Origin of the sequence: Leeia sp. (assembly GCF_041909055.1) — a bacterium.
Taxonomy (GTDB): domain Bacteria; phylum Pseudomonadota; class Gammaproteobacteria; order Burkholderiales; family Leeiaceae; genus Leeia; species Leeia aquatica.
Genome location: NZ_JAYREC010000001.1, coordinates 291,016 through 309,990, shown reverse-complemented (window position 1 = coordinate 309,990; position 18,975 = coordinate 291,016). Strand labels below are relative to the sequence as shown.

Sequence of the window (18,975 nt, the reverse complement as noted above, 5' to 3'; positions counted from 1 at the left end):
GATTTCAAGGAGTGGTCATGCAAGTACAAAAACTCAGATTGCAGCGAGGCTGGTCCCAGCAGCAATTGGCGGAGCTCAGTGGATTGAGTACCCGTACGATTCAGCGGATTGAAAATGGCCAGCCGGCCAGCGCGGAGTCCTTGAAATCACTGGCGTCGGTCTTTGAGATCGACTTCTCCACCTTGTCCAGTGAGCAAGCCATGCCTGTGAGTGATACCCTTGACCGTGATGAACAACTGGCCCTGTCCAGAGTCCGCAAGCTCAAGCGCTTTTATATCCACCTGATTCAGTATCTGGTGGTCATCTCGGCGCTGTGCCTGATCAACCTGCTGTCCAGCCCCCGGCATCTGTGGTTTTACTGGCCTGCACTTGGCTGGGGCATTGGCATTCTGGTGCATGCATCCTCCGTCTTTGACTGGATACCGTTCCTCGGTGCGGAATGGGAGCGCAAGCAGGTGGAAAAGCGGTTGGGGCGCAAGCTGGAATAGGGGGCATCATCACTTTGATCTCGATGGGGGTTCCCGTTTCTACACGTACGGGAACAAACCGGGCTGGCCCCCTCCTGCAACCGTGTGGGGGAGGTGCCCCGCAAAGCGGGCGGGTTTCGCTATGATGCACAGCGTTGCCAGACCGCGCCATCATCCACAGGAGCATCCACCATGCCACAGCAGTCCCGAGCGTCAACGGCGGCGATCGTCAGCCGGAGTGGCTGGATTTGGGCAGGACTGGTGCTCATCAACATGCCGGTCTGCCTGGCCTATGCCTGGGGAAGCAACTTCTTCAAGGGCGTGTGGCAGGTGGGCTTGCTGTTGCCGGCCTGGCTGATGTTCACGGCAGGTTGGAACGGGCTGGAGACCAGGTTGGCGCAGCGCTGGGGGCAGCATACACGAATGCTGCTGCGTGGCTCGGCGCTGGGGGTGGCGGCCTTGCAGGCGGTACCCGTTCTGCAGCTGTGGACGGGGCTGCTGGCCGCAGCCGCGATGGAATTGACGCTGGGGAATATCCATCTGCGGGGCGTGCTGCTGCAGCCGCTGTCGGTGCTGTTGATGATCGCACTCAATGGCGTGCTGCTGTCTTTGTTTGTATTGCTGCTGGCCGGCTTGAGCGGTCTGCTGGTGTGGGGGTGGCGGCGCATGGGCTGGCCGTTGCGCTCACCCATCTGGCTGCTGCTGGCGTGCTGGTTACTGCTGCTGGGCATTGACCTGTCGCTGCGCCACTCGGCAGCGCCGCTGTTCGGGCCGGTGCCAAATCTGCTGATGTTGCTGGTGTCTTAGTGGGAGGGTCGTGCTCAGCCAGGTGAGGCTTGACGCTCGGCAAGCTGGATAATGGCGGTGATCGCACCCCGCGCCAGCGGACTGTTGTGCCAGCAGCTTGACCCCATCATCTGCGAAATCTGCCGGGTAATCACCAACGGGTCTTGTCCGGCCAGCTGGGCCAGCGTACTGAAGCCGATCTGCTCCAACCGATGGATGACCGTATCGCCGACTCCTTTGAGGGCGCGCATGGCTTCGCGTTCTGCTGCCGGAAACCCCATGTTTTACACCTGACGCATGATCTGTATCGAGATCGTATCGGGCTGCACCAAGGCAAGCAAGGCCTGCAGGCTAGCTTGGTCTGCCATCCGCACATTGGACTGCTGTGCATCTGCTTCGCTCTGCCACTGGTAGAGCTCGCACCAGAGGTCCGCGTTGCGGTACATCGTCTTGCTGATAAAGCCCTCCAGTTGCTGCAAGTCCGGCAGCAGGGCCTGCATGGCCGCCACCATGGCGGCATCGGTGACGCCGGGCTGGGCTTGCCATTGGATGATTTCCAGTACGCTTGCAGACATCATGACCTCACGAGGTGGGCTAAAACTTGCATGATGCTTGCCCTGCCTGACAGCGTAGTGTCAGAAGTGAGCGGTGTGTATGCTGTGCCTACCAGATGCCGCTGCGCCGTGGCAGGCGCTGGCCATCCAGCTTGCCACCGGTGCTGCACAGCAGCTTGGTGCATTCACCTTTGGGGTCGGACAGGGTGACCTGTCCTTTGCTGAAGTGCAGCTGCAGGGTGCATTTCTGCTTCAGGTAGGGGTCATCAAACACCACCTTCTGCATGCGGCCTGAGGGGCTGGCAAAACCACCCCAATACGCTCCCTCATAAGGATTGGCGCAGGTTTGACCCTGTGGCAGCCGGAGCTGGAAATGGACGCTCTCTGGCGTGACCAGCAGCCAGCTCACCACATCGGTGCAGGCAGCAACGGCCGAGTTGCCATCAGGGCAAAGCCGCACTCTCTGACTGTACAGGCCCATGGTGGCGTTGGGTGGAGTATCTGCATGGGCCAGCAGGGGTGTGAGGAGCCACAGACTCAAGATCAAGCAGAAGTAGCGTGTCATGATGGTCTGAGGGCCTACCAGAAAGCGCCGCGTCGCGGCAGGCTGAAATCATTCAGGAGGCCGCGGGCACCACACACCAGCGGGGTACATTTATAGCCGGGGTCACTGAAGGTGACGCCGCGCGGGGTGAAGCGCATCTGCATGCTGCAGCGATCGCCCAGGCTAGTACTGATCTGTACGCTCAGCTGCTGTTTTTCCCAGCGGCCTACAGCAGTCTCATTGAACTGGTTGCCGGCAGAGCAGAGGTGGCCATTGGCAAAAGTCAGCTCAAAGCGGACCTTGACGGTATCGCCCCCCTCTGGAGTGATCAGCAACCAGTCTGCCTTGTTGACACACTCAGGGGGATGGGTCGTGGTGCCACCGGTGCAGGAGCGGAATTTCCGGCTGAACAGCCCCAAAGCCTGATCCGGTACAGTAATCGGCGCTGGGGCTGGGGCGGCAGTCAGTAAGGTAGGGAACAACAGGGCAAGCAACAGTGCGCCCGACAGGCGTTGCAGCATGATGAGAACGCTAATTCATAAAAAAACATCATGCCACAAGCCCCGCCTGGATTCATGACTTTTTCTGCAATCGGCTGATCCCGTATACCACCAATACCAGACCCAGCAGCTGTACCCAAGAGAAGGGCTCACTCAGGATGATCCAGCCAAAGAAAATGGTCAGCGCCGGGCCAATGGTGCCGAGTGCTGCGGTCTGCCCCGCGCCCAGTCGGGCCACTGCACGCGCCGCCAGCCAGATGGGCAATACAGTAGAGATCAGCGCCATGGCGATGGCGTAGCCCCAGATCGGCAGGGACAAGTCCAGCAGGATGGCCGGTGAGCGGGTGAGCATGAACTGACTGAGTACCAGCCCGCTGGAGAAGGCCCCGGCATAACCGGCCAGCCGGGAGGAGCCCACCCGCTTCACCATGACACCGCTGCCCAGGTAGTACAGCGCATAGGTCAGGCAGCTGGCCAGTACCCAGGCGCTGCCGATCCAGACTTGCTGGCTCACGTTGACCAGCATGAGGTCATGCCAGAATGCCAGCACCAGCCCCAGATAGCTGATCGCCAGTGCGCCCCAGGTGGCCAGGCGTACCCGCTTGCCGTGGATCAGCGCGTCGGCCAGCAGCACAAAGCCGGGGTAGGTAAACAGGATCAGCCGCTCCAGCCCGGCGGTAATGTACTTCAGGCCGATGAAGTCAAACAGGCTGGACAGGTAGTAGCCGGTGACGCCGAGCAAAAACAGGTGAAACCACTCGCGGCGGCTCAGGGTACTGCCACCACCCCAGCGGGCCAGCAGGATGAAGGCCGGCAGAGCCAGGCCCATGCGCATGGCGAGCAGGGTAATGGCGTCCACCGGCCCGGCGGCATACGCCAGCTTAATGAAAATAGCCTTGAGCGAAAAACAGGTGGCAGACAGCAGGGCCAGAATGCGGCCATCCTGCCACCAGTGAAGGCGGCCTGATTCGTGGTTGGCGAAGGTGTGCTCTGCGGTGCTGGACATGAAAGTGCTTCATTGGATAAACAGTTTTGTCATTGTGCGCTTGCCTTTCAGACAAGACCATGCCTGATTTCTGGAGTATGATTTCGTGCATGACGAAATCAGAAACCGAATTGCGGCGCCTGCTGCGGCCGGTGTACTTTGATCTGCCGGATTTACGCCTGTTGCTGGCGGTGGCTGAGTGCGGCAGCTTGAGCGAGGCGGCTGCTCGTCTGCCGCTGGCGCTATCCGCTGCGAGCGCACGCTTGCGTGGGCTGGAGTCCCGACTTGGCGTGCAGCTGCTGCAACGCAAGGCGCATGGCATGGCGTTGACGGAGGCTGGGCTGCTGTGGGTGCAGCATGCCCGCCGCACGCTGCAGGCCGCCAGTGAGGCGCAGGAAGCCGCCACTCGCCAGCGCACCCCGGCACGGCAGCATCTGCGGGTGCAGGCTAATACCACGGCGTCACACTCGCAATTGCCTGCACAACTGGGCGCCTTTCTGCAGCGGCACCCGGAGCTGGACCTGACGCTGGAGGAGGGCAGCAGCCGCGACGTCTGGCGCGCTGTCGCGGCCGGACAGACCGATCTGGGGGTGATCGACGGTGACTATCATCCGGAAGGCCTGCTGATCCTGCCATACCGGCAATACCGGCTGGTGGTGGTGACGGCAGCCGGTCACCCCCTCGCGCAAAAACTGAGCTGCCGCTTCAGCGAAGCCTTGCAGCAGCCCTTGGTGGGGCTGCCGGAGGAGAGGGCTTTGCAAGGTTTTATCGAGAAAATGGCGCGCCATGTTGCGGTACAGCCGGTATACCGCGCCCGCGCCCCCGGCTTTTACGCCCTGGTGCAGTTGGTGGTGGCGCAGTTGGGGATTGGTTTTCTGCCGGTGGATGTGGCGCTGGCCTATCGGGAAAGCCACCCGATTGCCGTGGTGGAGCTGGAAGATGGCTGGGCCACGCGTCAGCTGCAGCTCTGTTTACCGGAGCAATTGCTGTCGGACAGTCTGCTGATGCAGCTGGCGCGCTGGCTGACCGATTGAGGCTCCGCACCGCCACGGATTGCCAATCTGGCGCGCAGCAGGTAGCGTACAGGCTGGAAGGAGATCGGTATGGCATCGCAGATCGGTTTTGATCTGAAATCCCTTGAGGTGTTTGCAGCCATTGTGGAGGCAGGCGGCATGACGGCGGCCGGGCAGCGGCTGGGCATGACCCAGTCTTCGGTCTCGCAAAGTCTGGCCAATCTGGAGCAGTCGCTGCACGTTCAGTTGCTGGACCGCTCGCAGCGCCCCCCGATGCTGACCCCGCTGGGGCGGCAGTTCTATGAACGCAGCGTACGCCTGCTCGATTCGGCGCGGCAGGTGAGCCTGGACTTTCGCCGCAAGGAAAAGGCTACCCTCAAGCATGTGCGCATTGCCTCGGTGGATTCGCTGGCGACCAGCGTGGGGCGAGAATTGCTTGATGTGGTCAAGCTGCGCAGTGCGCACTGGTCGCTGGTCACCGGACAGTCGCACCAGCACGCCGAGAGCCTGCTGGCGCGCAAGGTGGACATCATCATCTCGGACGATGCGGTGGCCAACCATCCCGAGCTGTTCCGTCAGCGCATCATCCGCGAGCCCTTTGTGCTGGTGCTGCCGAAGGACTTTGCCGGGCCGCGCAACAGTTTGCGGGCGTTGTCCGCGGCGGGGGATTTTGTGCGCTACAGCCACGGCACGGTGATTGGCCGCTCGATTGAGGCCCAGTTGCAGCACTGGGGGTTGGCGCCGCCCCTGCGCATGCAGCTGGACAATTCTTCCGCCATTCTGGGCATGGTCAAGGCCGGGGTGGGCTGGACCATCACCACCCCGCTATGCCTGTTACAAAGTGGTTTGCTCACCGGGGAGGTGGAGTGCCTGCCGATTCCGGAGGGCGAGTTCCACCGCGAACTGACGCTGGTGGCACGGCAGGAGGAGTTGGGCAGTCTGCCGGCACAATTGTCGCAAGACATCATCCAGGTCTTGCGGCAGCGCTACCTGCCGTTGCTGCAGCAGTACGTACCGTGGCTGGCCAATGCCATCCGGCTGGGTGACGAAGGGTGACATGCGTACGGCGAAAACCGCACTATACTGAGATCGTGCGGGGGACAATATGCGTGCTTGGTTGACATTACTGCTAAGCGGTTTTGTGAGTGTGGCTCTATGGGCGGCACCCATGCGGGTGGTCTTTCCCCGCCCTGAAACCGATATTGATGTGCGGGATCGCTATGCGTTTGACTTGCTGCAGGAGGCGCTGGAGCATACCCGCAAGGATTACGGTGATTATGTACTGGTTCGCAGCAGTGGCGTGATCAATCGCTTGCGCAGTGTATTGGCATTGAATGATGCAAATGGTGAGGTTAACGTCATCAATGTGCCGACCTCGGTGAGTTATGAGCAAGCCCTGCGCCCCATCCGCATTCCGATTGACAAAGGCCTGTTGGGATATCGCCTGCTGCTGATCCGCGACAAAGATCAGGCTCGCTTTGACAGTATCCGCAGTCTGGATCAACTTCGGCAGCTGCGTGCAGGCTTGCAGGAGAACTGGACCATTACGGATGTATGGCGGCAGGCCGGGTTCAAGGTATTGACCAGTAGTGAGTACGAGCCCTTGTTTTCCATGTTGGCCTATGGACGGTTTGATTACTTCCTGCGGGGGGTGGATGAAATCATGCCGGAATGGCAGAGCCATCATGAAAAATTGCCCAGCCTGAAAATTGAACAAAGCCTATTAATCTACCTGCCGTTGCCGCGCTACTTTTTTACAGGCCGGACCTTGGAAGGGGAGAAACTGGGGCAACGCATAGAGGCGGGGCTGCAACGGATGCGGCAGAACGGGCGTTTTGAACAGCTGTTCCAGACGTATCAAACGGAGTTACTCAAAGGCCTCAAACTGCAAGGGCGGCGGGTACTGAGGCTGGAGAATCCTAACCTGCCTGCTGAAACCCCCTTGAACGACCCTTCGCTCTGGTATTCCCCACTCAACTGAGTCGCGGCCACCTGTGCCTCAGGCGGGTTTGCGAGCTCTGCTGATGATCCCCCGTGCCTGAAAAGGCGGGCTGCCCCGGATAAACCAGAGCAGCCCTTGCGCTTACACCATCAGGTGATTGTGTAGCTCACGCATGCCGGCGGACAGCATGGCCAGGTCCAGCTGATCGTAGGATTGCAGCTCGGCAAACATCTGCTGGCACACATGGACGGCATGCTCATGCTTCACCAGCCAGTCGGTCACCTGCAGGTCGGTAGCGCAATCCTTGCTCTCGGTCAGCGCCCGGCTGAGCAAGGCCCGCTGCTGGCGATGCAGGTCGTCACGCAAGGCGGTACGCGCCAGTGACTGCCAGCGGTTGTCACGCGGCAGACGGGTGATGACCTGCCGCAGCCAGTCCAGCTCCAGCGCGCGACCCAAGGCAAACCAGTTGGCCGCTACCACATCGAGCGCCAGCTGGTTGCCGTGTGCCACCTCGATGATGTCAAACACGGAGACCAGCTCGTCCATCCGTGCCACCGTGGCGGCCAGTGCGGCGGGTACGTTCTGCTCGATCAACTGGCTTTCGCGCTTGGCAATCTGCGCATAACCGGCAGACGGGATCAGCTTGCTGACGTCGCCCAGCAGCTTCTCCACCGAGGGGCGGAAAGCCGCGATGATCTCGTTCACCGGGGTGATCGGGCGGCGATTGCGCATCAACCAGCGGCAGGCACGCTCCACCAGGGTGCGAACCTGCAGCATCATGTCTGCCTGCACGGCAGCGGGAGCCACATTGTCCAGCGCCTCGATCTGACGGTACAACGCGCGGGCGTCCAGAATGCGGCTGGCGGCTTGCCAGGCACGGGCAATATCCGCTGCAGGCACTGCGCTTTCTTCCTGCAGGCGGAACACGAAGGTGCTGCCCATGCGGTTGACGATTTCATTGGCCATCTGGTTGGCAATGATCTCGCGGCGCAGCACGTGGCTGCCCATCGCCTCGCGGAACTTCTGCTGCAGCGGCAGCGGGAAGTACTCCACCAGCATGTCTTCAAAGTCGGGCTGATCCGGCAAATCGCTTTGCAGCAGGTTCTGGTACAGCTCGATCTTGCTGTAGGCGATCAGTACGGCGACTTCCGGCGGGGTCAAGCCACGCTTGGCCAGACGGCGCTCGTTGAAGCGGGCTTCGTCCGGCAGGAACTCCAGCTTGCGGTTCATCTGCCCGGTGTTTTCCAGATGCTGGATAAAGCGGGCATGGGTGTTGAGCATCGACGGCGCAATCTGCTGGCCGACGGCAATTACCTGGGTTTGCGCATAGTTGTTGGCCAGCACCAGCTGACCGACTTCATCGGTCATCTCTGCCAGCAGCACATTGCGCTGCTTCAGGGTCATGTCGCCACCGGCCACGATCTGGCCGAGCAGGATCTTGATGTTCACCTCATGGTCGGAGCAGTCCACGCCTGCCGAGTTGTCGATGGCGTCGGTGCAGATGCGGCCGCCGTTGAGGGCGAACTCGATACGACCCAGCTGGGTGCAGCCGAGGTTGCCGCCTTCGGCTAGTACCTTCACCCGCAGATCATTGCCGTTGACCCGGATCGGATCGCAGGAACGGTCGTTGGCCTCGGCATGGCTTTGCGTGCTGGCTTTCACATAGGTGCCAATGCCGCCGTTGTACAGCAGGTCGGCCGGGGCTTTCAGGATGTGGTGGATCAGCTCGGTCGGCGTCATGCTGTCTACGCTCACTCCCAGCCAGGCTTTCACCGGTGCGGTCAGCGCAATCGACTTGGCATTACGCGGGTGAATGCCGCCGCCTTCCGAGATCAGCGCGCTGTCGTAATCGGCCCAGCTGGAGCGGGGCAGGGCGAACAGGCGCTGGCGCTCCGCAAAACTGCGGGCGGCATCCGGGTTCGGATCAAGGAAGATGTGACGGTGGTCGAATGCCGCCAGCAGGCGGATATGCTGCGACAGCAGCATGCCGTTACCAAACACGTCGCCCGACATGTCACCAATACCGATCACCGTGAAGTCGGTGGTCTGGGTGTCGATGCCCAGATGGCGGAAGCTGCGCTTGACCGACTCCCACGCGCCCTTGGCGGTAATGCCCATGCCCTTATGGTCGTAACCGGCAGAACCGCCTGACGCGAACGCATCCGCCAGCCAGAAGCCGTATTCGGCAGAAATGCCATTGGCGATGTCGGAGAAGGTGGCCGTGCCCTTGTCGGCCGCTACGACCAGATAGGGGTCATCCGGGTCCAGACGGTGCACATTGGCCGGGGGTACGATCTTGCCGCTGACGATGTTGTCGGTGATGTCCAGCAGGCCGGAAATGAACATCTTGTAGCAGGCAATGCCTTCTGCCAGCCAGGCATCACGGTCGCTGACTGGTGGCAGCTGCTTGCCGACAAAGCCGCCTTTGGAGCCCATCGGCACGATCACCGCGTTCTTCACCATCTGCGCCTTGACCAAGCCCAGTACCTCGGTGCGGAAGTCTTCCATGCGGTCCGACCAGCGCAGGCCGCCACGCGCCACCTTGGCGCCACGCAGGTGCACGCCCTCTACCCGTGGGCTGTACACCCAGATTTCGAACAGCGGTTTTGGATCCGGCAGGAAGGGGATCTGCCCGCTTTCCAGTTTGAACGACAGGTAAGGCTTGGGCTGGCCGTGCGCATCCAGCTGCCAGAAGTTGGTGCGGCGGGTGGCCAGGATCAGGGTCAGGAAACCATTGAGGATGCGGTCTTCGTCCAGATTGGCGACATCATCCAGCCCGGCGCGGATATCCGCCGTCAGTTGCTCGGCCTGTGCAGCATCGTGTGCGGTGGGGGACAGGCGGGCTTCGAACAGCGCCAGCATCAGGCGCACCAGCTGCGGATAGTTGGCCAGACATTGCTCGACATAGCTCTGGCTGAAGGTGAGGCCCGCCTGGCGCAGATACTTGGCGTAGGCACGCACCACGCTGACCTGACGCCAGTTCAGCCCGGCCAGCAGGGTCAGGCGGTTGAAGCCATCGTTCTCGCATTGCTTGTGGAACACCTTGGCGAACAGTTCCTGGAACGCTTCACGCACCTTGGCATCGTTCTGCAAGGTATCCCGTGCACTCTCGCTACCCAGCTGCAGGCCGTAATCGCTGATGGACACCTGGCTACCGTCTTCCAGTTCGATGCGGTAGGGATGTTCGTCCAGCACCGTCACGCCCAGGTTTTCCAGCATCGGCAAGGCATTGGAGAGGCCAATCGACTGGTTGAGGCGGAACAGCTTGAAGTGTTGGTGGCTGCCATCGTCGCGCTGCGGTGCGTACAGTTTCATCGCCAGCGTGCAATCGGCGGACAGCGACTCCATCTTGTCCAGATCGCTCACGGCGCTGCGTGGCAGGAATTCTTCGCGGTAAGCAGCCGGGAAACCTTCGCCATAGCGGCGGAACAGGTTGTTGCCACGCTCTTCGCCATGCTGTTCCAGCAGCGACTGCAGCAATTCGTCTTTCCAGCCGCGCACGGCGCGCGCAATGTCAGCTTCGATCTGCTGCTCGCTGAAGTCCGGCAGCTGTCCAATCGGGGTGCGGATATTGAACTGGATGCGTGCCAGATTGCTTTCGGACAGCATCACATTGAATTCACTGCTTTCACCACCAAAGGCCTGCAGCAGGATCTGGTTCATCTTCAGCCGCACTTCGGTATTGAAAGCATCCCGCGGCAGGTAGACCAGTGCCGAGACATAGCGGCCAAAGCGGTCGTCCCGCACAAACACCCGTACGCGCGGGCGTTCTTGCAGGCCGACGATACCCTGTGCAAATTTCAGCAGGGTGTCGGCAGGCATTTCGATCAGCTCGTCACGCGGATAGGTTTCCAGCACGTTGAGCAGGGTTTTTTCGCGGTGACTGTTTTCGATGTAGTCGCAAGCCTGCCGTACGAAAGCCACTTTCTTGCGCAGCACCGGGATGTCACTGGGGGAGGCGTGGTAAGCCGTGGCGGTGTACAGACCAACAAAGCAGCGGTCCCCTACCACATTGCCCTTGCTGTCATAGCGTTTGACGCCGATAAAGTCCAGGTGACCCGGGCGGTGGATGGTGGAGTGGGCATCCGCCTTTACCAGCGTCAGGGCTTCCGGCCGCTTTTTCAGTTCCACCAGCTCGCCGGGGATGCCTTTCAGGCACTGGGCGTAGACCGGATGGTCGGTATCGCGCAGGATGCCGAGGCCCGAGCCTTCCACCAGCGTGATCTCGGTGGCCTTGCCGCTCTTGGCTTGATAGTCGGCATAGCCCAGCAGCACAAAATTGTTGCGCTCGATCCAGCCGAGGAATTCAGCAAATTCTGCCGTATCTCCGGCCTGAGCTGGTGCGCTGGCCAGCGAGGCAATCGCTTCTTGCAGGTGCTTGCGCATGGTGGCTTCGTCGCAGACGGCGGCGCGAATGTCCGTCAGCACCTGCTGCAGGTCTCCCTGCAGCGCAGCCAGTGTCGCCTTGTCGGTCTGGCGGTCGATCTGGATATGGATGAAGGATTCCCGCACCGGGGTTTCATCGCTGGCCTCGGCCACGCTCGTCAGCTTGCCTTTGCTGTCCCGGCTCACCGAGAGCACCGGGTGCAGCAACACATGCAGCGACAGGCCACGGCGGTACAGTGCCATGGTGACCGAATCTACCAGGAAAGGCATGTCGTCGTTCACCATCTCGATGATGGTGTGGGTGGATTGCCAACCGTGAATGTCAAATTCCGGATTGTAGATGCGGATGTTGGGTTCACCGGCCACACGTTGCTGCGCCAGCTGCAAATGGCTGCTGGCCGCACCCAGCAGGTCCACTGCCGGCAGGGTGCTCAGATCATCGACGTTGGCATCATCAAAGTAGGCCTGCAGGTAGGGCAACATCTTCTTGACCTGGGCTGCGGGCAGTTTTTCACGAGCCATGGTCTGTACCTGCTCGATCAGGGCTTGCAGGTCGGACATCGGGGTTTGCGTCATTGTTGTTGTCTCTCTTGTCGGGGCTGACTGGCGGCCAGCAGGGCGGGTGGCAGTTCAGGGATCACCTGAGAGGGGGGCCACCACGGCTCAGGCGCATTCTAGACCTGCGGACAGGGGGGATATTTCCGGAATGCGACACCAAGTTACAGAATGGCGTTTAAGTAAATCGTCATTCACCCCGCTTTAATGGGTAACAATATAGCTCAAGTCAATGATATTAAACGTTTTGTCTGCTGATTCCTGGTGCCTGAATATGTTGCTGTACTAGGCTGGTGCGGATCGGGGCAGGCGTTTTACATTGTAGCCTATAAATATTCATGACATTATTGCCGTCACCCACTTCCGGACGGTTTGAGCCGGAAGGTGATGGACCTGAAGCAGGTGCTGGCCCGGTTTTCAGACACGAAACGGGGAGCGCGCCCGCAAGACCCGCAGGGACCGGGATCGACGATGTATCGCCCGGCCCGACAAACCAGAGGAGAAGGTTGCATGAAGAAGGCTATTGCCGCGCTGACGCTGGCTGCATCTGTCGCATCGATGGGTGCATTCGCCAAGGACTGGAAAGAAATCCGCATCGGCGTGGAGGGTGCATACCCCCCGTTCTCCGAAACCAAGCCGGATGGCTCCATTGTCGGCTTCGATATTGATATCGCCATGGCGCTGTGCGAAGAAATGAAGGCCAAGTGCACGCTGGTGAAGCAAGACTGGGACGGCATGATCCCGGCGCTGCAAGCCAAGAAGTTCGACGCCATCATCGCTTCCATGTCCATCAACGAAGAGCGCAAGCAGAAGGTGGACTTCAGCAAGAAGTACTACAACACCCCGCAACGCTTGGTGGCCAAGAACAACACCAAGATCAAGGATGCCAAGCCTGAGCACCTGAAGGACGTCAAGATTGGCGTGCAGCGCGGTACCATTGCCGACCAGTTCGTTTCCAAGTTCTGGGAGCCGAAGGGTGCCAAGGTGGTGCGTTACGCCAAGCAGGATGAAGTGTACATGGACCTGAAGGCAGGCCGCGTGGATGCCTCCTTCCAGGATTCGGTAGAAGCTTCGGAAGGCTTCCTGAAGAAGCCGGAAGGCAAGGACTTCAAGTTTGTAGGCGAGCCCATGTTTGGCAAGACCCCGGAAGAGAAGGCCGTGCTGGGCGAAGGCGCTGGTGTCGCAGTGCGCAAGGAAGACAAAGACCTGCGCGACGCCTTCAACAAAGCCATCGACTCCATTCGCAAGAGTGGCAAGTATGGCAAGATCAACGGCAAATACTTCAAGTTTGACGTTTACGGCGGCTAAGTCTTAAACAGGCTGAACCCCGATGGCGCCCCGACCGGCACGAAACATGCAGTACCTGCCTGGTCGGGGCGTTGTCATTCAGGGTGCCCTCGCCCTGAGGTAGTCATGTTGCTGGCCCGCCCGCACCGGGCGGTCATGGGTGTACAACAGGCACGAGGCCGGGGATTGGGCCCGGACGACACAATAATGAGCCTCTGCCACCTGTCAGGAAAACAACACAAAAATGTGGTCTGAATACGCAAGCCAATTGCTTGACGGCACCTGGGTGACCGTCAGGGTAGGTGTGCTGTCGGTCATCCTTGCCTGTGTGCTGGGGTTGATCGGTGCTGCCTGCAAGCTGTCAACCGTTCCCCCGCTGCGATGGATGGCAACCCTCTATACGACAGTGATCCGCGGTGTGCCGGATCTGGTCTGGATGCTGCTGCTGTTCTTTGGTGGCCAAATCCTGTTCAACAACTTTGTCGAATCGCACAACCTGCCGCATATCGACTTCAATCAGTTTGTGGTGGGCATCCTGACGCTGGGCTTCATCTACGGCGCCTACTTTACCGAATCCTTCCGTGGCGCCTTCATGGCGGTGCAAAAAGGGCAGCTGGAAGCCGGTGCTGCCTACGGCATGACCTCGATGCAGGTGTTCCACCGCGTGATGTTCCCGCAAATGGTGCGTTATGCGCTGCCGAGCATCAGCAACAACTGGCTGGTCTTGCTCAAAAGTACAGCCGTGATTTCCATGACCGGTCTGGCCGAGCTGCTGTACGTTGCGGATACCGCCGGTCGCAGCGCAGGCAAGCCGATGCAGTTCCTGCTGGCTGCCAGCTTCATCTATCTGGGATTGACCGCCATTTCTTCGGCGGGTTTCCGTTATCTGGAACGACGCTACTCCTTGGGCGTCAGGGCAGGTGAGCTATGAACGATTTCAACCTGCAGATCATTTACGACAGCCGAATGGAATATCTGTACGGCCTGTTGCTGACCCTCAAACTGGTGGGTACTTGTCTGATCCTTGGGGTGGTGCTGGCCATCGGTCTGGCCTTGCTGCGCTGCTCGCGCAATCCGTGGGTCTCAAAGCCGGTATGGGCCTTCACCTACTATATGCGCGGCACGCCGATGCTGATCCAGCTGTTCATTGTGTACAACGGCTTCGCCGGGCTGGAGTGGGTGCAGGAGCAGTGGGCGGCGGAAAATCCGCTGATCCTGCCCTTCCGTGAGCCTTACTTCTGCGCGCTGTTCACCTTTACCCTCAATACGGCGGCCTATACCACCGAGATCTTCGCCGGGGCGATGAAAAACATTGCCTATGGCGAGATTGAAGCGGCGCGGGCCATCGGCATGAGCTGGTTTACCATGATCCGCCGCATCGTACTGCCGTCTGCGCTGCGTCGTTCCATTCCGGCGTACAGCAATGAAGTGATCTTCATGCTGCAAGGCAGCTCGATTGCCAGTGCGGTGACGCTGGTGGATCTGACCGGGGCAGGCCGCAATGTCTACTCCAAGTACTACGCACCGTTTGAGGGCTTCATCGCCGCCGGGGTGATCTACCTGATCCTCACCTTCCTGCTGCTGGGCCTGTTCCGTCTGGCCGAGAAGCGCTGGCTGGCTTACCTCGCGCCACGGAAGCACTGATCATGGAAACCCGACGTATCCCACTGCTGGCCCAGTCGCTGGGCACCGAACGGGCGATAGTCAGTTTCCACTACGGCCCGCAAGACAGCGGCCGCAAGGCTTATCTGCAGTCCTCGCTGCATGCGGATGAGCTGCCCGGCATGCTGGTCAACCATGTGCTGAAGCAACGGCTGGCGCAGCTGGAGGCGGAAGGCAAGCTGCGTGCCGAGATCGTGCTGGTGCCGGTGGCCAACCCCATCGGCCTTAACCAGCATGTGCAAGGCAGCCATACCGGCCGCTTTGAGCAGCTGACCGGAGAGAACTTCAACCGCAGCTACCCCGATCTGGCGGCGCTGATCGTGGAGGGGCTGGCTGAGGTGCTGACGCAGGACCCGCTGCACAACCAGTGCGTCATCCGCGAGCGGGTCAAGCAGGCACTGGCGACGCTGCAGCCCGGTACCGAGCTGGAGGCCATGCGTCTGGCTTTGCTGTCACTGTCGGTCGATGCCGATCTGGTGCTGGACCTGCATTGCGACTGGGAAGCGGTATTCCACCTGTATACCGCCGACCCGCTGTGGGAGACGCTGAAACCACTGGCACAACTGCTGGGGGCGCATGCCTCACTGCTGGCCACGGTGTCTGGCGACAGCTTCTGCTTTGACGAAGCCAACAGTCAGATCTGGTGGCAGTTGCGCGGGCGCTTTCCGGATTATCCGATCCCGAATGGCAGCGTAGCGGCCACGCTGGAGCTGCGCGGGCAGAGTGAAGTCAGCTGGGCGAATGCCGAGCACGATGCCGATGCCTTGCTCGGCTATCTGGCGCACCAGGGCTATGTGGACCTGCCGCCCCCGGCTCTGCCGCCACTGCTGCACGATGCCACGCCCTTGAGTGGTACGGAGTCGCTGCAGGCTCCGCACAGCGGGGTGGTGGTTTACCGTGCCGAGCCCGGCGCATGGCTGCGCCCTGGCGACCCGGTGGTCGACGTGGTGGATCCGCTCAGCGACCGCGTTACCACCCTCCATGCCAGTATTGAAGGCGTGCTGTATGCCCGCCATTTTCTGCGCTTTGCCACGTGTGGCGCGAGCCTTGCCCGTATCGCCGGATCGACGCCGATCCGCAGCGGCAACCTGCTCAGCCAGTAAAGCGCCGTGAACCCGAATTGAACGCATACCAGGAATTCATCCCATGACCACCTTAGCCGTCAAAGACCTGCATAAAAAATATGGTAACCACGAAGTGCTGAAAGGGGTGTCCCTCTCTGCCAATGCCGGGGACGTGATCAGCATCATCGGCTCCAGCGGCTCCGGCAAGAGTACCTTCTTGCGTTGTATCAACTTCCTTGAGCAACCCAATGCGGGCAGCATCTCACTCAATGGTGAAGAGATCCGCACCGAGAGCGACAAGCAAGGTCGCCTGCGGGTAGTAGACCAGAAACAGTTGCAACGCATGCGTACCAAGCTGTCGATGGTGTTTCAGCATTTCAACCTGTGGGCGCACATGACGGCGCTGGAAAACATCATTGAGGGCCCGGTACATGTGCTGGGTGTACCCAAGGATGAAGCCATTGCTCGCGCCCGTAAGTATCTGGAAAAGGTGGGCCTCAAAGGGGTGGAAGACAAATACCCTTCGCATATGTCGGGCGGCCAGCAGCAACGGGTGGCGATTGCCCGCGCGCTGGCGATGGAGCCGGAAGTGATGCTGTTCGACGAGCCGACCTCGGCGCTGGACCCGGAGCTGGTGGGTGAAGTGCTGAAGGTGATGCAAAAACTGGCGGAAGAAGGACGCACCATGATTGTGGTAACCCATGAAATGGCCTTCGCCCGTGAAGTGTCCAACCACGTGATTTTCCTGCATCAGGGGCAGATTGAGGAGCAAGGCCACCCCAGCGAAGTGTTTGGCAATACCCGCAGTGAACGGCTTAAGCAGTTCCTGTCGGGCGCCCTCAAGTAAGGTTTGACCCCGGCCCGGCGCTCTCCGCCGGGCCTGATCCCGCCATGACCCCTGCCTCACCTGTCCAACCCCCGTTACGTGTCGGCGTACTTTTGCTGCCGCCTTGCAGTGCGCTGGGCATTGCCGCCGTGCTGGACCCGCTGGGCTGGGTCAACCGCACCCTGGGTACCCGGGCCTATGACTACCTGACCTTGTCGATGGATGGCAAGCCAGTGCCTTTGTTTGGCGGCGGACAGTGGCCGGTGGACCTGGCGGTGTCGCACGCGCCCAGCCTCGACATGCTGCTGGTGGTGGCGGACGATATCCAGCCGGTGAAGGATGGGGACGCGCTGTTGCAGCATCTGGCCCACCTGGGGCAACAGCGGGTGGTGCTGGGCGGGATCGGTGCGGGGAGCTGGTGGCTGGCGCGTGCCGGGGTGCTCAACGGCTATCGGGCCACCATTCACTGGCAGGTGCAATCCCGCTTGAGCGAAAGCTTTGAAGGCGTGATCGTCAGCAGCAATGTGTTTGAGGTGGACCGCGACCGCATCAGCTGTGCCGGTGGAGCCGCCACGCTGGACCTGATGCTGCACCTGATTGGCGAGCGGCAAGGCATGGAGCTGGCCTCTGATCTGTCCGAGTTGCTGTGCCTGGAGCGGGTGCGCACCCCCAACGACCGGCAGCGGGTACCCTTGGTGGCGCGCATCGGGGGTAGCCAGCCCAAGCTGTCCGAAGCGGTGATGCTGATGGAAGCCAATATCGAAGAGCCACTGACCACCGACGACATCTCCGGTTATGTCGGTTTGTCACGCCGGCAGCTGGAGCGCTTGTTCAAACAGTATCTGAACAGTGTCCCCTCCAAGTATTATCTGGAATTGCGCCTGAATCGGGCGCGGCAGTTGCTGATCAATACCAGCAAGTCTATCGTGCAGATTGGCCTGTCCTGCGGGTTTTCCAGCGGGCCGCATTTCTCCAGCACCTACCGGGGTCACTTCGGGCTGACGCCGCGCGAAGAGCGCAGCCAGCGGGCCGGGCTGGGTGCCGTCGGTGGGGAAGAGGGTCGCGAGGGGGCAGGGGGCTGACAGATATACATCAGCGTCGCATCGAAGAAATGACGCCGATGGTGATTTCGTTACAATTCACTACATTCCCCGGATGATGCCGGGTCATTTGATGCTTGAGGAAACCATGTCACAACGTGCTGTTACCCGCCAGACCTTTGATGAAGTGATGGTGCCGATGTTTGCACCGGCTGCCTTTGTACCGGTGCGTGGGGCCGGTTCCCGTGTCTGGGATCAGGACGGTCGCGAGTACGTGGATTTTGCCGCCGGGATCGCCGTCAATGGTCTGGGTCATGCGCATCCGGACCTGGTCGCCGCCCTGCATGAGCAGGCACAAAAGCTGTGGCACATCAGCAATGCCTTTACCAATGAACCGGTGCTGCGGCTGGCACAGCAGCTGGTGGACGCGACCTTTGCGGATCGTGTGTTCGTCTGCAATTCCGGTTCAGAGGCCAACGAAGCCGCATTGAAGCTGGCCCGCAAGTATGCGCGTGACCATTTCAGCCCGGAAAAGCATGAAATTGTGGCGTTCAGCAATGCATTCCATGGTCGTACCCTGTTTGCAGTGTCTGTAGGGGGGCAGCCCAAGTATTCCGCCGATTTCGGCCCGCTGCCGGGGGGTATCCACCATGCGCCGTATAACGATCTGGCCGCCGCAGAAGCGCTGATTTCTGACAAGACCTGCGCCGTCATGGTGGAGCCGGTGCAAGGCGAGGGCGGCGTGATCCCCGCTGCGCCTGGTTTCCTCGAAGGTCTGCGCGCACTGTGCGACAAGCACAACGCCCTGCTGGTGTTTGATGAAGTGCAGACCGGCGTGGGCCGCACCGGCGCGCTGTATGCCTATATGAACCACAACGTGACGCCGGACATCATGACCAGTGCCAAGGCACTCGGTGGTGGCTTCCCGGTCGGCGCGATGCTGACCACCGACAAGGTGGCGGCGAGCTTCTCGGTGGGCAGCCACGGCACCACCTACGGTGGTAACCCGCTGGCCGCGGCGGTGGCCGGCAAGGCGCTGGAAATCATCAACACGCCGGAAGTTCTGGATGGCGTCAAGTGGCGGCATCAGCTGTTTATCGAAGGGCTGAACGCCATCAACCGTCGTCACGGCATTTTCAGCGCCATCCGCGGTAGCGGTCTGCTGATTGGCTGCGAACTGCACAGTGATTATGCCGGTCGTGCCAAAGACTTCACCCGTGCGGGCGAAGCTGAAGGCCTGATCTCGCTGATTGCCGGGCCGAACGTGGTGCGCTTTGCGCCCGCGCTCAACATTCCGGAGGCGGATGTCACCGAAGGGCTGGCCCGCTTCGAGCGAGCTGTCGCCCGTGTGGTGAAGGGCTGAT

18 protein-coding genes are annotated in these 18,975 nt (G+C 60.7%); 12 read left to right on the top strand and 6 right to left on the bottom strand.

What is annotated here, in order from left to right; translation table 11 throughout:
* The first annotated feature begins 17 nt into the window (after positions 1-17).
* Both ACE3O2_RS01910 and ACE3O2_RS01905 read left to right on the top strand, forming a co-directional pair.
* Positions 18-488: a 2TM domain-containing protein gene (locus tag ACE3O2_RS01910; RefSeq protein ID WP_374334596.1), complete on the top strand. Its 471-nt coding sequence runs from the start codon at positions 18-20 to the stop codon at positions 486-488.
* 171 nt (positions 489-659) lie between these two features.
* On the top strand, positions 660-1,274 hold the full coding sequence (locus tag ACE3O2_RS01905) for a hypothetical protein (RefSeq protein WP_374334595.1): 615 nt from the start codon (positions 660-662) through the stop codon (positions 1,272-1,274).
* 14 nt (positions 1,275-1,288) lie between these two features.
* Here the strand turns inward: ACE3O2_RS01905 and ACE3O2_RS01900 are convergent, their stop codons facing one another.
* From ACE3O2_RS01900 to ACE3O2_RS01880, 5 genes are all read right to left on the bottom strand, one after another.
* Positions 1,289-1,534, bottom strand: a complete 246-nt coding sequence (locus ACE3O2_RS01900; protein WP_374334594.1) for a recombinase RecA — start codon at positions 1,532-1,534, stop codon at positions 1,289-1,291.
* 3 nt (positions 1,535-1,537) lie between these two features.
* Positions 1,538-1,828, bottom strand: a complete 291-nt coding sequence (locus ACE3O2_RS01895) for a hypothetical protein (RefSeq protein ID WP_374334593.1) — start codon at positions 1,826-1,828, stop codon at positions 1,538-1,540.
* 88 nt (positions 1,829-1,916) lie between these two features.
* Positions 1,917-2,372 (bottom strand): hypothetical protein, encoded by a 456-nt coding sequence (locus ACE3O2_RS01890; protein WP_374334592.1) that lies wholly within the window; start codon positions 2,370-2,372, stop codon positions 1,917-1,919.
* A 14-nt stretch (positions 2,373-2,386) separates the two neighbouring features.
* Positions 2,387-2,872, bottom strand: coding sequence for a hypothetical protein (locus ACE3O2_RS01885; protein ID WP_374334591.1), 486 nt, complete (start codon positions 2,870-2,872; stop codon positions 2,387-2,389).
* 52 nt (positions 2,873-2,924) lie between these two features.
* Positions 2,925-3,857, bottom strand: a complete 933-nt coding sequence (locus ACE3O2_RS01880; RefSeq protein ID WP_374334590.1) for a DMT family transporter — start codon at positions 3,855-3,857, stop codon at positions 2,925-2,927.
* Between the two features lie 89 nt (positions 3,858-3,946).
* Here ACE3O2_RS01880 and ACE3O2_RS01875 point away from each other — a divergent pair, with 89 nt between their 5' ends.
* The 3 genes from ACE3O2_RS01875 (at position 3,947) to ACE3O2_RS01865 (ending at position 6,830) form a co-directional block, all read left to right on the top strand.
* Positions 3,947-4,870 carry a LysR substrate-binding domain-containing protein gene (locus tag ACE3O2_RS01875; protein ID WP_168876158.1) on the top strand — a complete coding sequence of 308 codons (924 nt, stop codon included), beginning with the start codon at positions 3,947-3,949 and terminating at the stop codon, positions 4,868-4,870.
* Positions 4,871-4,939: 69 nt separating this feature from the next.
* On the top strand, positions 4,940-5,905 hold the full coding sequence (locus tag ACE3O2_RS01870; protein ID WP_374334589.1) for a LysR family transcriptional regulator: 966 nt from the start codon (positions 4,940-4,942) through the stop codon (positions 5,903-5,905).
* A gap of 112 nt (positions 5,906-6,017) precedes the next feature.
* Complete coding sequence (locus ACE3O2_RS01865) at positions 6,018-6,830, top strand: hypothetical protein (protein ID WP_374334588.1); 813 nt, start codon at positions 6,018-6,020, stop codon at positions 6,828-6,830.
* A gap of 102 nt (positions 6,831-6,932) precedes the next feature.
* Here the strand turns inward: ACE3O2_RS01865 and ACE3O2_RS01860 are convergent, their stop codons facing one another.
* Positions 6,933-11,753 carry an NAD-glutamate dehydrogenase gene (locus tag ACE3O2_RS01860; protein ID WP_374334587.1) on the bottom strand — a complete coding sequence of 1,607 codons (4,821 nt, stop codon included), beginning with the start codon at positions 11,751-11,753 and terminating at the stop codon, positions 6,933-6,935.
* Positions 11,754-12,242: 489 nt separating this feature from the next.
* Between ACE3O2_RS01860 and ACE3O2_RS01855 the strand changes: the two genes are divergently transcribed.
* The 7 genes from ACE3O2_RS01855 to ACE3O2_RS01825 all read left to right on the top strand — a co-directional run bounded on the left by ACE3O2_RS01855 (position 12,243) and on the right by ACE3O2_RS01825 (position 18,974).
* A complete protein-coding gene (locus ACE3O2_RS01855; RefSeq protein ID WP_374334586.1) occupies positions 12,243-13,040 on the top strand; it encodes an ABC transporter substrate-binding protein in 798 nt (265 codons plus the stop codon).
* A gap of 223 nt (positions 13,041-13,263) precedes the next feature.
* A complete protein-coding gene (locus ACE3O2_RS01850) occupies positions 13,264-13,950 on the top strand; it encodes an ABC transporter permease (RefSeq protein WP_374334585.1) in 687 nt (228 codons plus the stop codon).
* Positions 13,947-14,663, top strand: coding sequence for an ABC transporter permease (locus ACE3O2_RS01845; protein WP_374334584.1), 717 nt, complete (start codon positions 13,947-13,949; stop codon positions 14,661-14,663). Before ACE3O2_RS01850 ends, ACE3O2_RS01845 begins: the two co-directional genes overlap by 4 nt.
* A 2-nt stretch (positions 14,664-14,665) precedes the next feature.
* On the top strand, positions 14,666-15,784 hold the full coding sequence (locus ACE3O2_RS01840; RefSeq protein WP_374334583.1) for a succinylglutamate desuccinylase/aspartoacylase family protein: 1,119 nt from the start codon (positions 14,666-14,668) through the stop codon (positions 15,782-15,784).
* A gap of 43 nt (positions 15,785-15,827) precedes the next feature.
* Positions 15,828-16,592: an ABC transporter ATP-binding protein gene (locus tag ACE3O2_RS01835; RefSeq protein ID WP_168876150.1), complete on the top strand. Its 765-nt coding sequence runs from the start codon at positions 15,828-15,830 to the stop codon at positions 16,590-16,592.
* A 44-nt stretch (positions 16,593-16,636) separates the two neighbouring features.
* Positions 16,637-17,653: a GlxA family transcriptional regulator gene (locus ACE3O2_RS01830; RefSeq protein ID WP_374334582.1), complete on the top strand. Its 1,017-nt coding sequence runs from the start codon at positions 16,637-16,639 to the stop codon at positions 17,651-17,653.
* Between the two features lie 106 nt (positions 17,654-17,759).
* The gene (locus ACE3O2_RS01825) at positions 17,760-18,974 is read left to right on the top strand and encodes an aspartate aminotransferase family protein (RefSeq protein ID WP_374334581.1); all 1,215 of its coding nucleotides are present in this window, start codon (positions 17,760-17,762) and stop codon (positions 18,972-18,974) included.
* The last annotated feature ends 1 nt before the right edge of the window (position 18,975 follow it).

Coding starts and splice junctions, on each gene's coding strand:
- ACE3O2_RS01850 (WP_374334585.1), top strand. CDS start 13,264: ATGTGGTCTGAATACGCAAGCCAATTGCTTGACGGCACCTGGGTGACC.
- ACE3O2_RS01910 (WP_374334596.1), top strand. CDS start 18: ATGCAAGTACAAAAACTCAGATTGCAGCGAGGCTGGTCCCAGCAGCAA.
- ACE3O2_RS01905 (WP_374334595.1), top strand. CDS start 660: ATGCCACAGCAGTCCCGAGCGTCAACGGCGGCGATCGTCAGCCGGAGT.
- ACE3O2_RS01900 (WP_374334594.1), bottom strand. CDS start 1,534: ATGGGGTTTCCGGCAGCAGAACGCGAAGCCATGCGCGCCCTCAAAGGA.
- ACE3O2_RS01825 (WP_374334581.1), top strand. CDS start 17,760: ATGTCACAACGTGCTGTTACCCGCCAGACCTTTGATGAAGTGATGGTG.
- ACE3O2_RS01875 (WP_168876158.1), top strand. CDS start 3,947: ATGACGAAATCAGAAACCGAATTGCGGCGCCTGCTGCGGCCGGTGTAC.
- ACE3O2_RS01830 (WP_374334582.1), top strand. CDS start 16,637: ATGACCCCTGCCTCACCTGTCCAACCCCCGTTACGTGTCGGCGTACTT.
- ACE3O2_RS01895 (WP_374334593.1), bottom strand. CDS start 1,828: ATGTCTGCAAGCGTACTGGAAATCATCCAATGGCAAGCCCAGCCCGGC.
- ACE3O2_RS01835 (WP_168876150.1), top strand. CDS start 15,828: ATGACCACCTTAGCCGTCAAAGACCTGCATAAAAAATATGGTAACCAC.
- ACE3O2_RS01860 (WP_374334587.1), bottom strand. CDS start 11,753: ATGACGCAAACCCCGATGTCCGACCTGCAAGCCCTGATCGAGCAGGTA.
- ACE3O2_RS01870 (WP_374334589.1), top strand. CDS start 4,940: ATGGCATCGCAGATCGGTTTTGATCTGAAATCCCTTGAGGTGTTTGCA.
- ACE3O2_RS01855 (WP_374334586.1), top strand. CDS start 12,243: ATGAAGAAGGCTATTGCCGCGCTGACGCTGGCTGCATCTGTCGCATCG.
- ACE3O2_RS01865 (WP_374334588.1), top strand. CDS start 6,018: ATGCGGGTGGTCTTTCCCCGCCCTGAAACCGATATTGATGTGCGGGAT.
- ACE3O2_RS01890 (WP_374334592.1), bottom strand. CDS start 2,372: ATGACACGCTACTTCTGCTTGATCTTGAGTCTGTGGCTCCTCACACCC.
- ACE3O2_RS01840 (WP_374334583.1), top strand. CDS start 14,666: ATGGAAACCCGACGTATCCCACTGCTGGCCCAGTCGCTGGGCACCGAA.
- ACE3O2_RS01880 (WP_374334590.1), bottom strand. CDS start 3,857: ATGTCCAGCACCGCAGAGCACACCTTCGCCAACCACGAATCAGGCCGC.
- ACE3O2_RS01885 (WP_374334591.1), bottom strand. CDS start 2,872: ATGCTGCAACGCCTGTCGGGCGCACTGTTGCTTGCCCTGTTGTTCCCT.
- ACE3O2_RS01845 (WP_374334584.1), top strand. CDS start 13,947: ATGAACGATTTCAACCTGCAGATCATTTACGACAGCCGAATGGAATAT.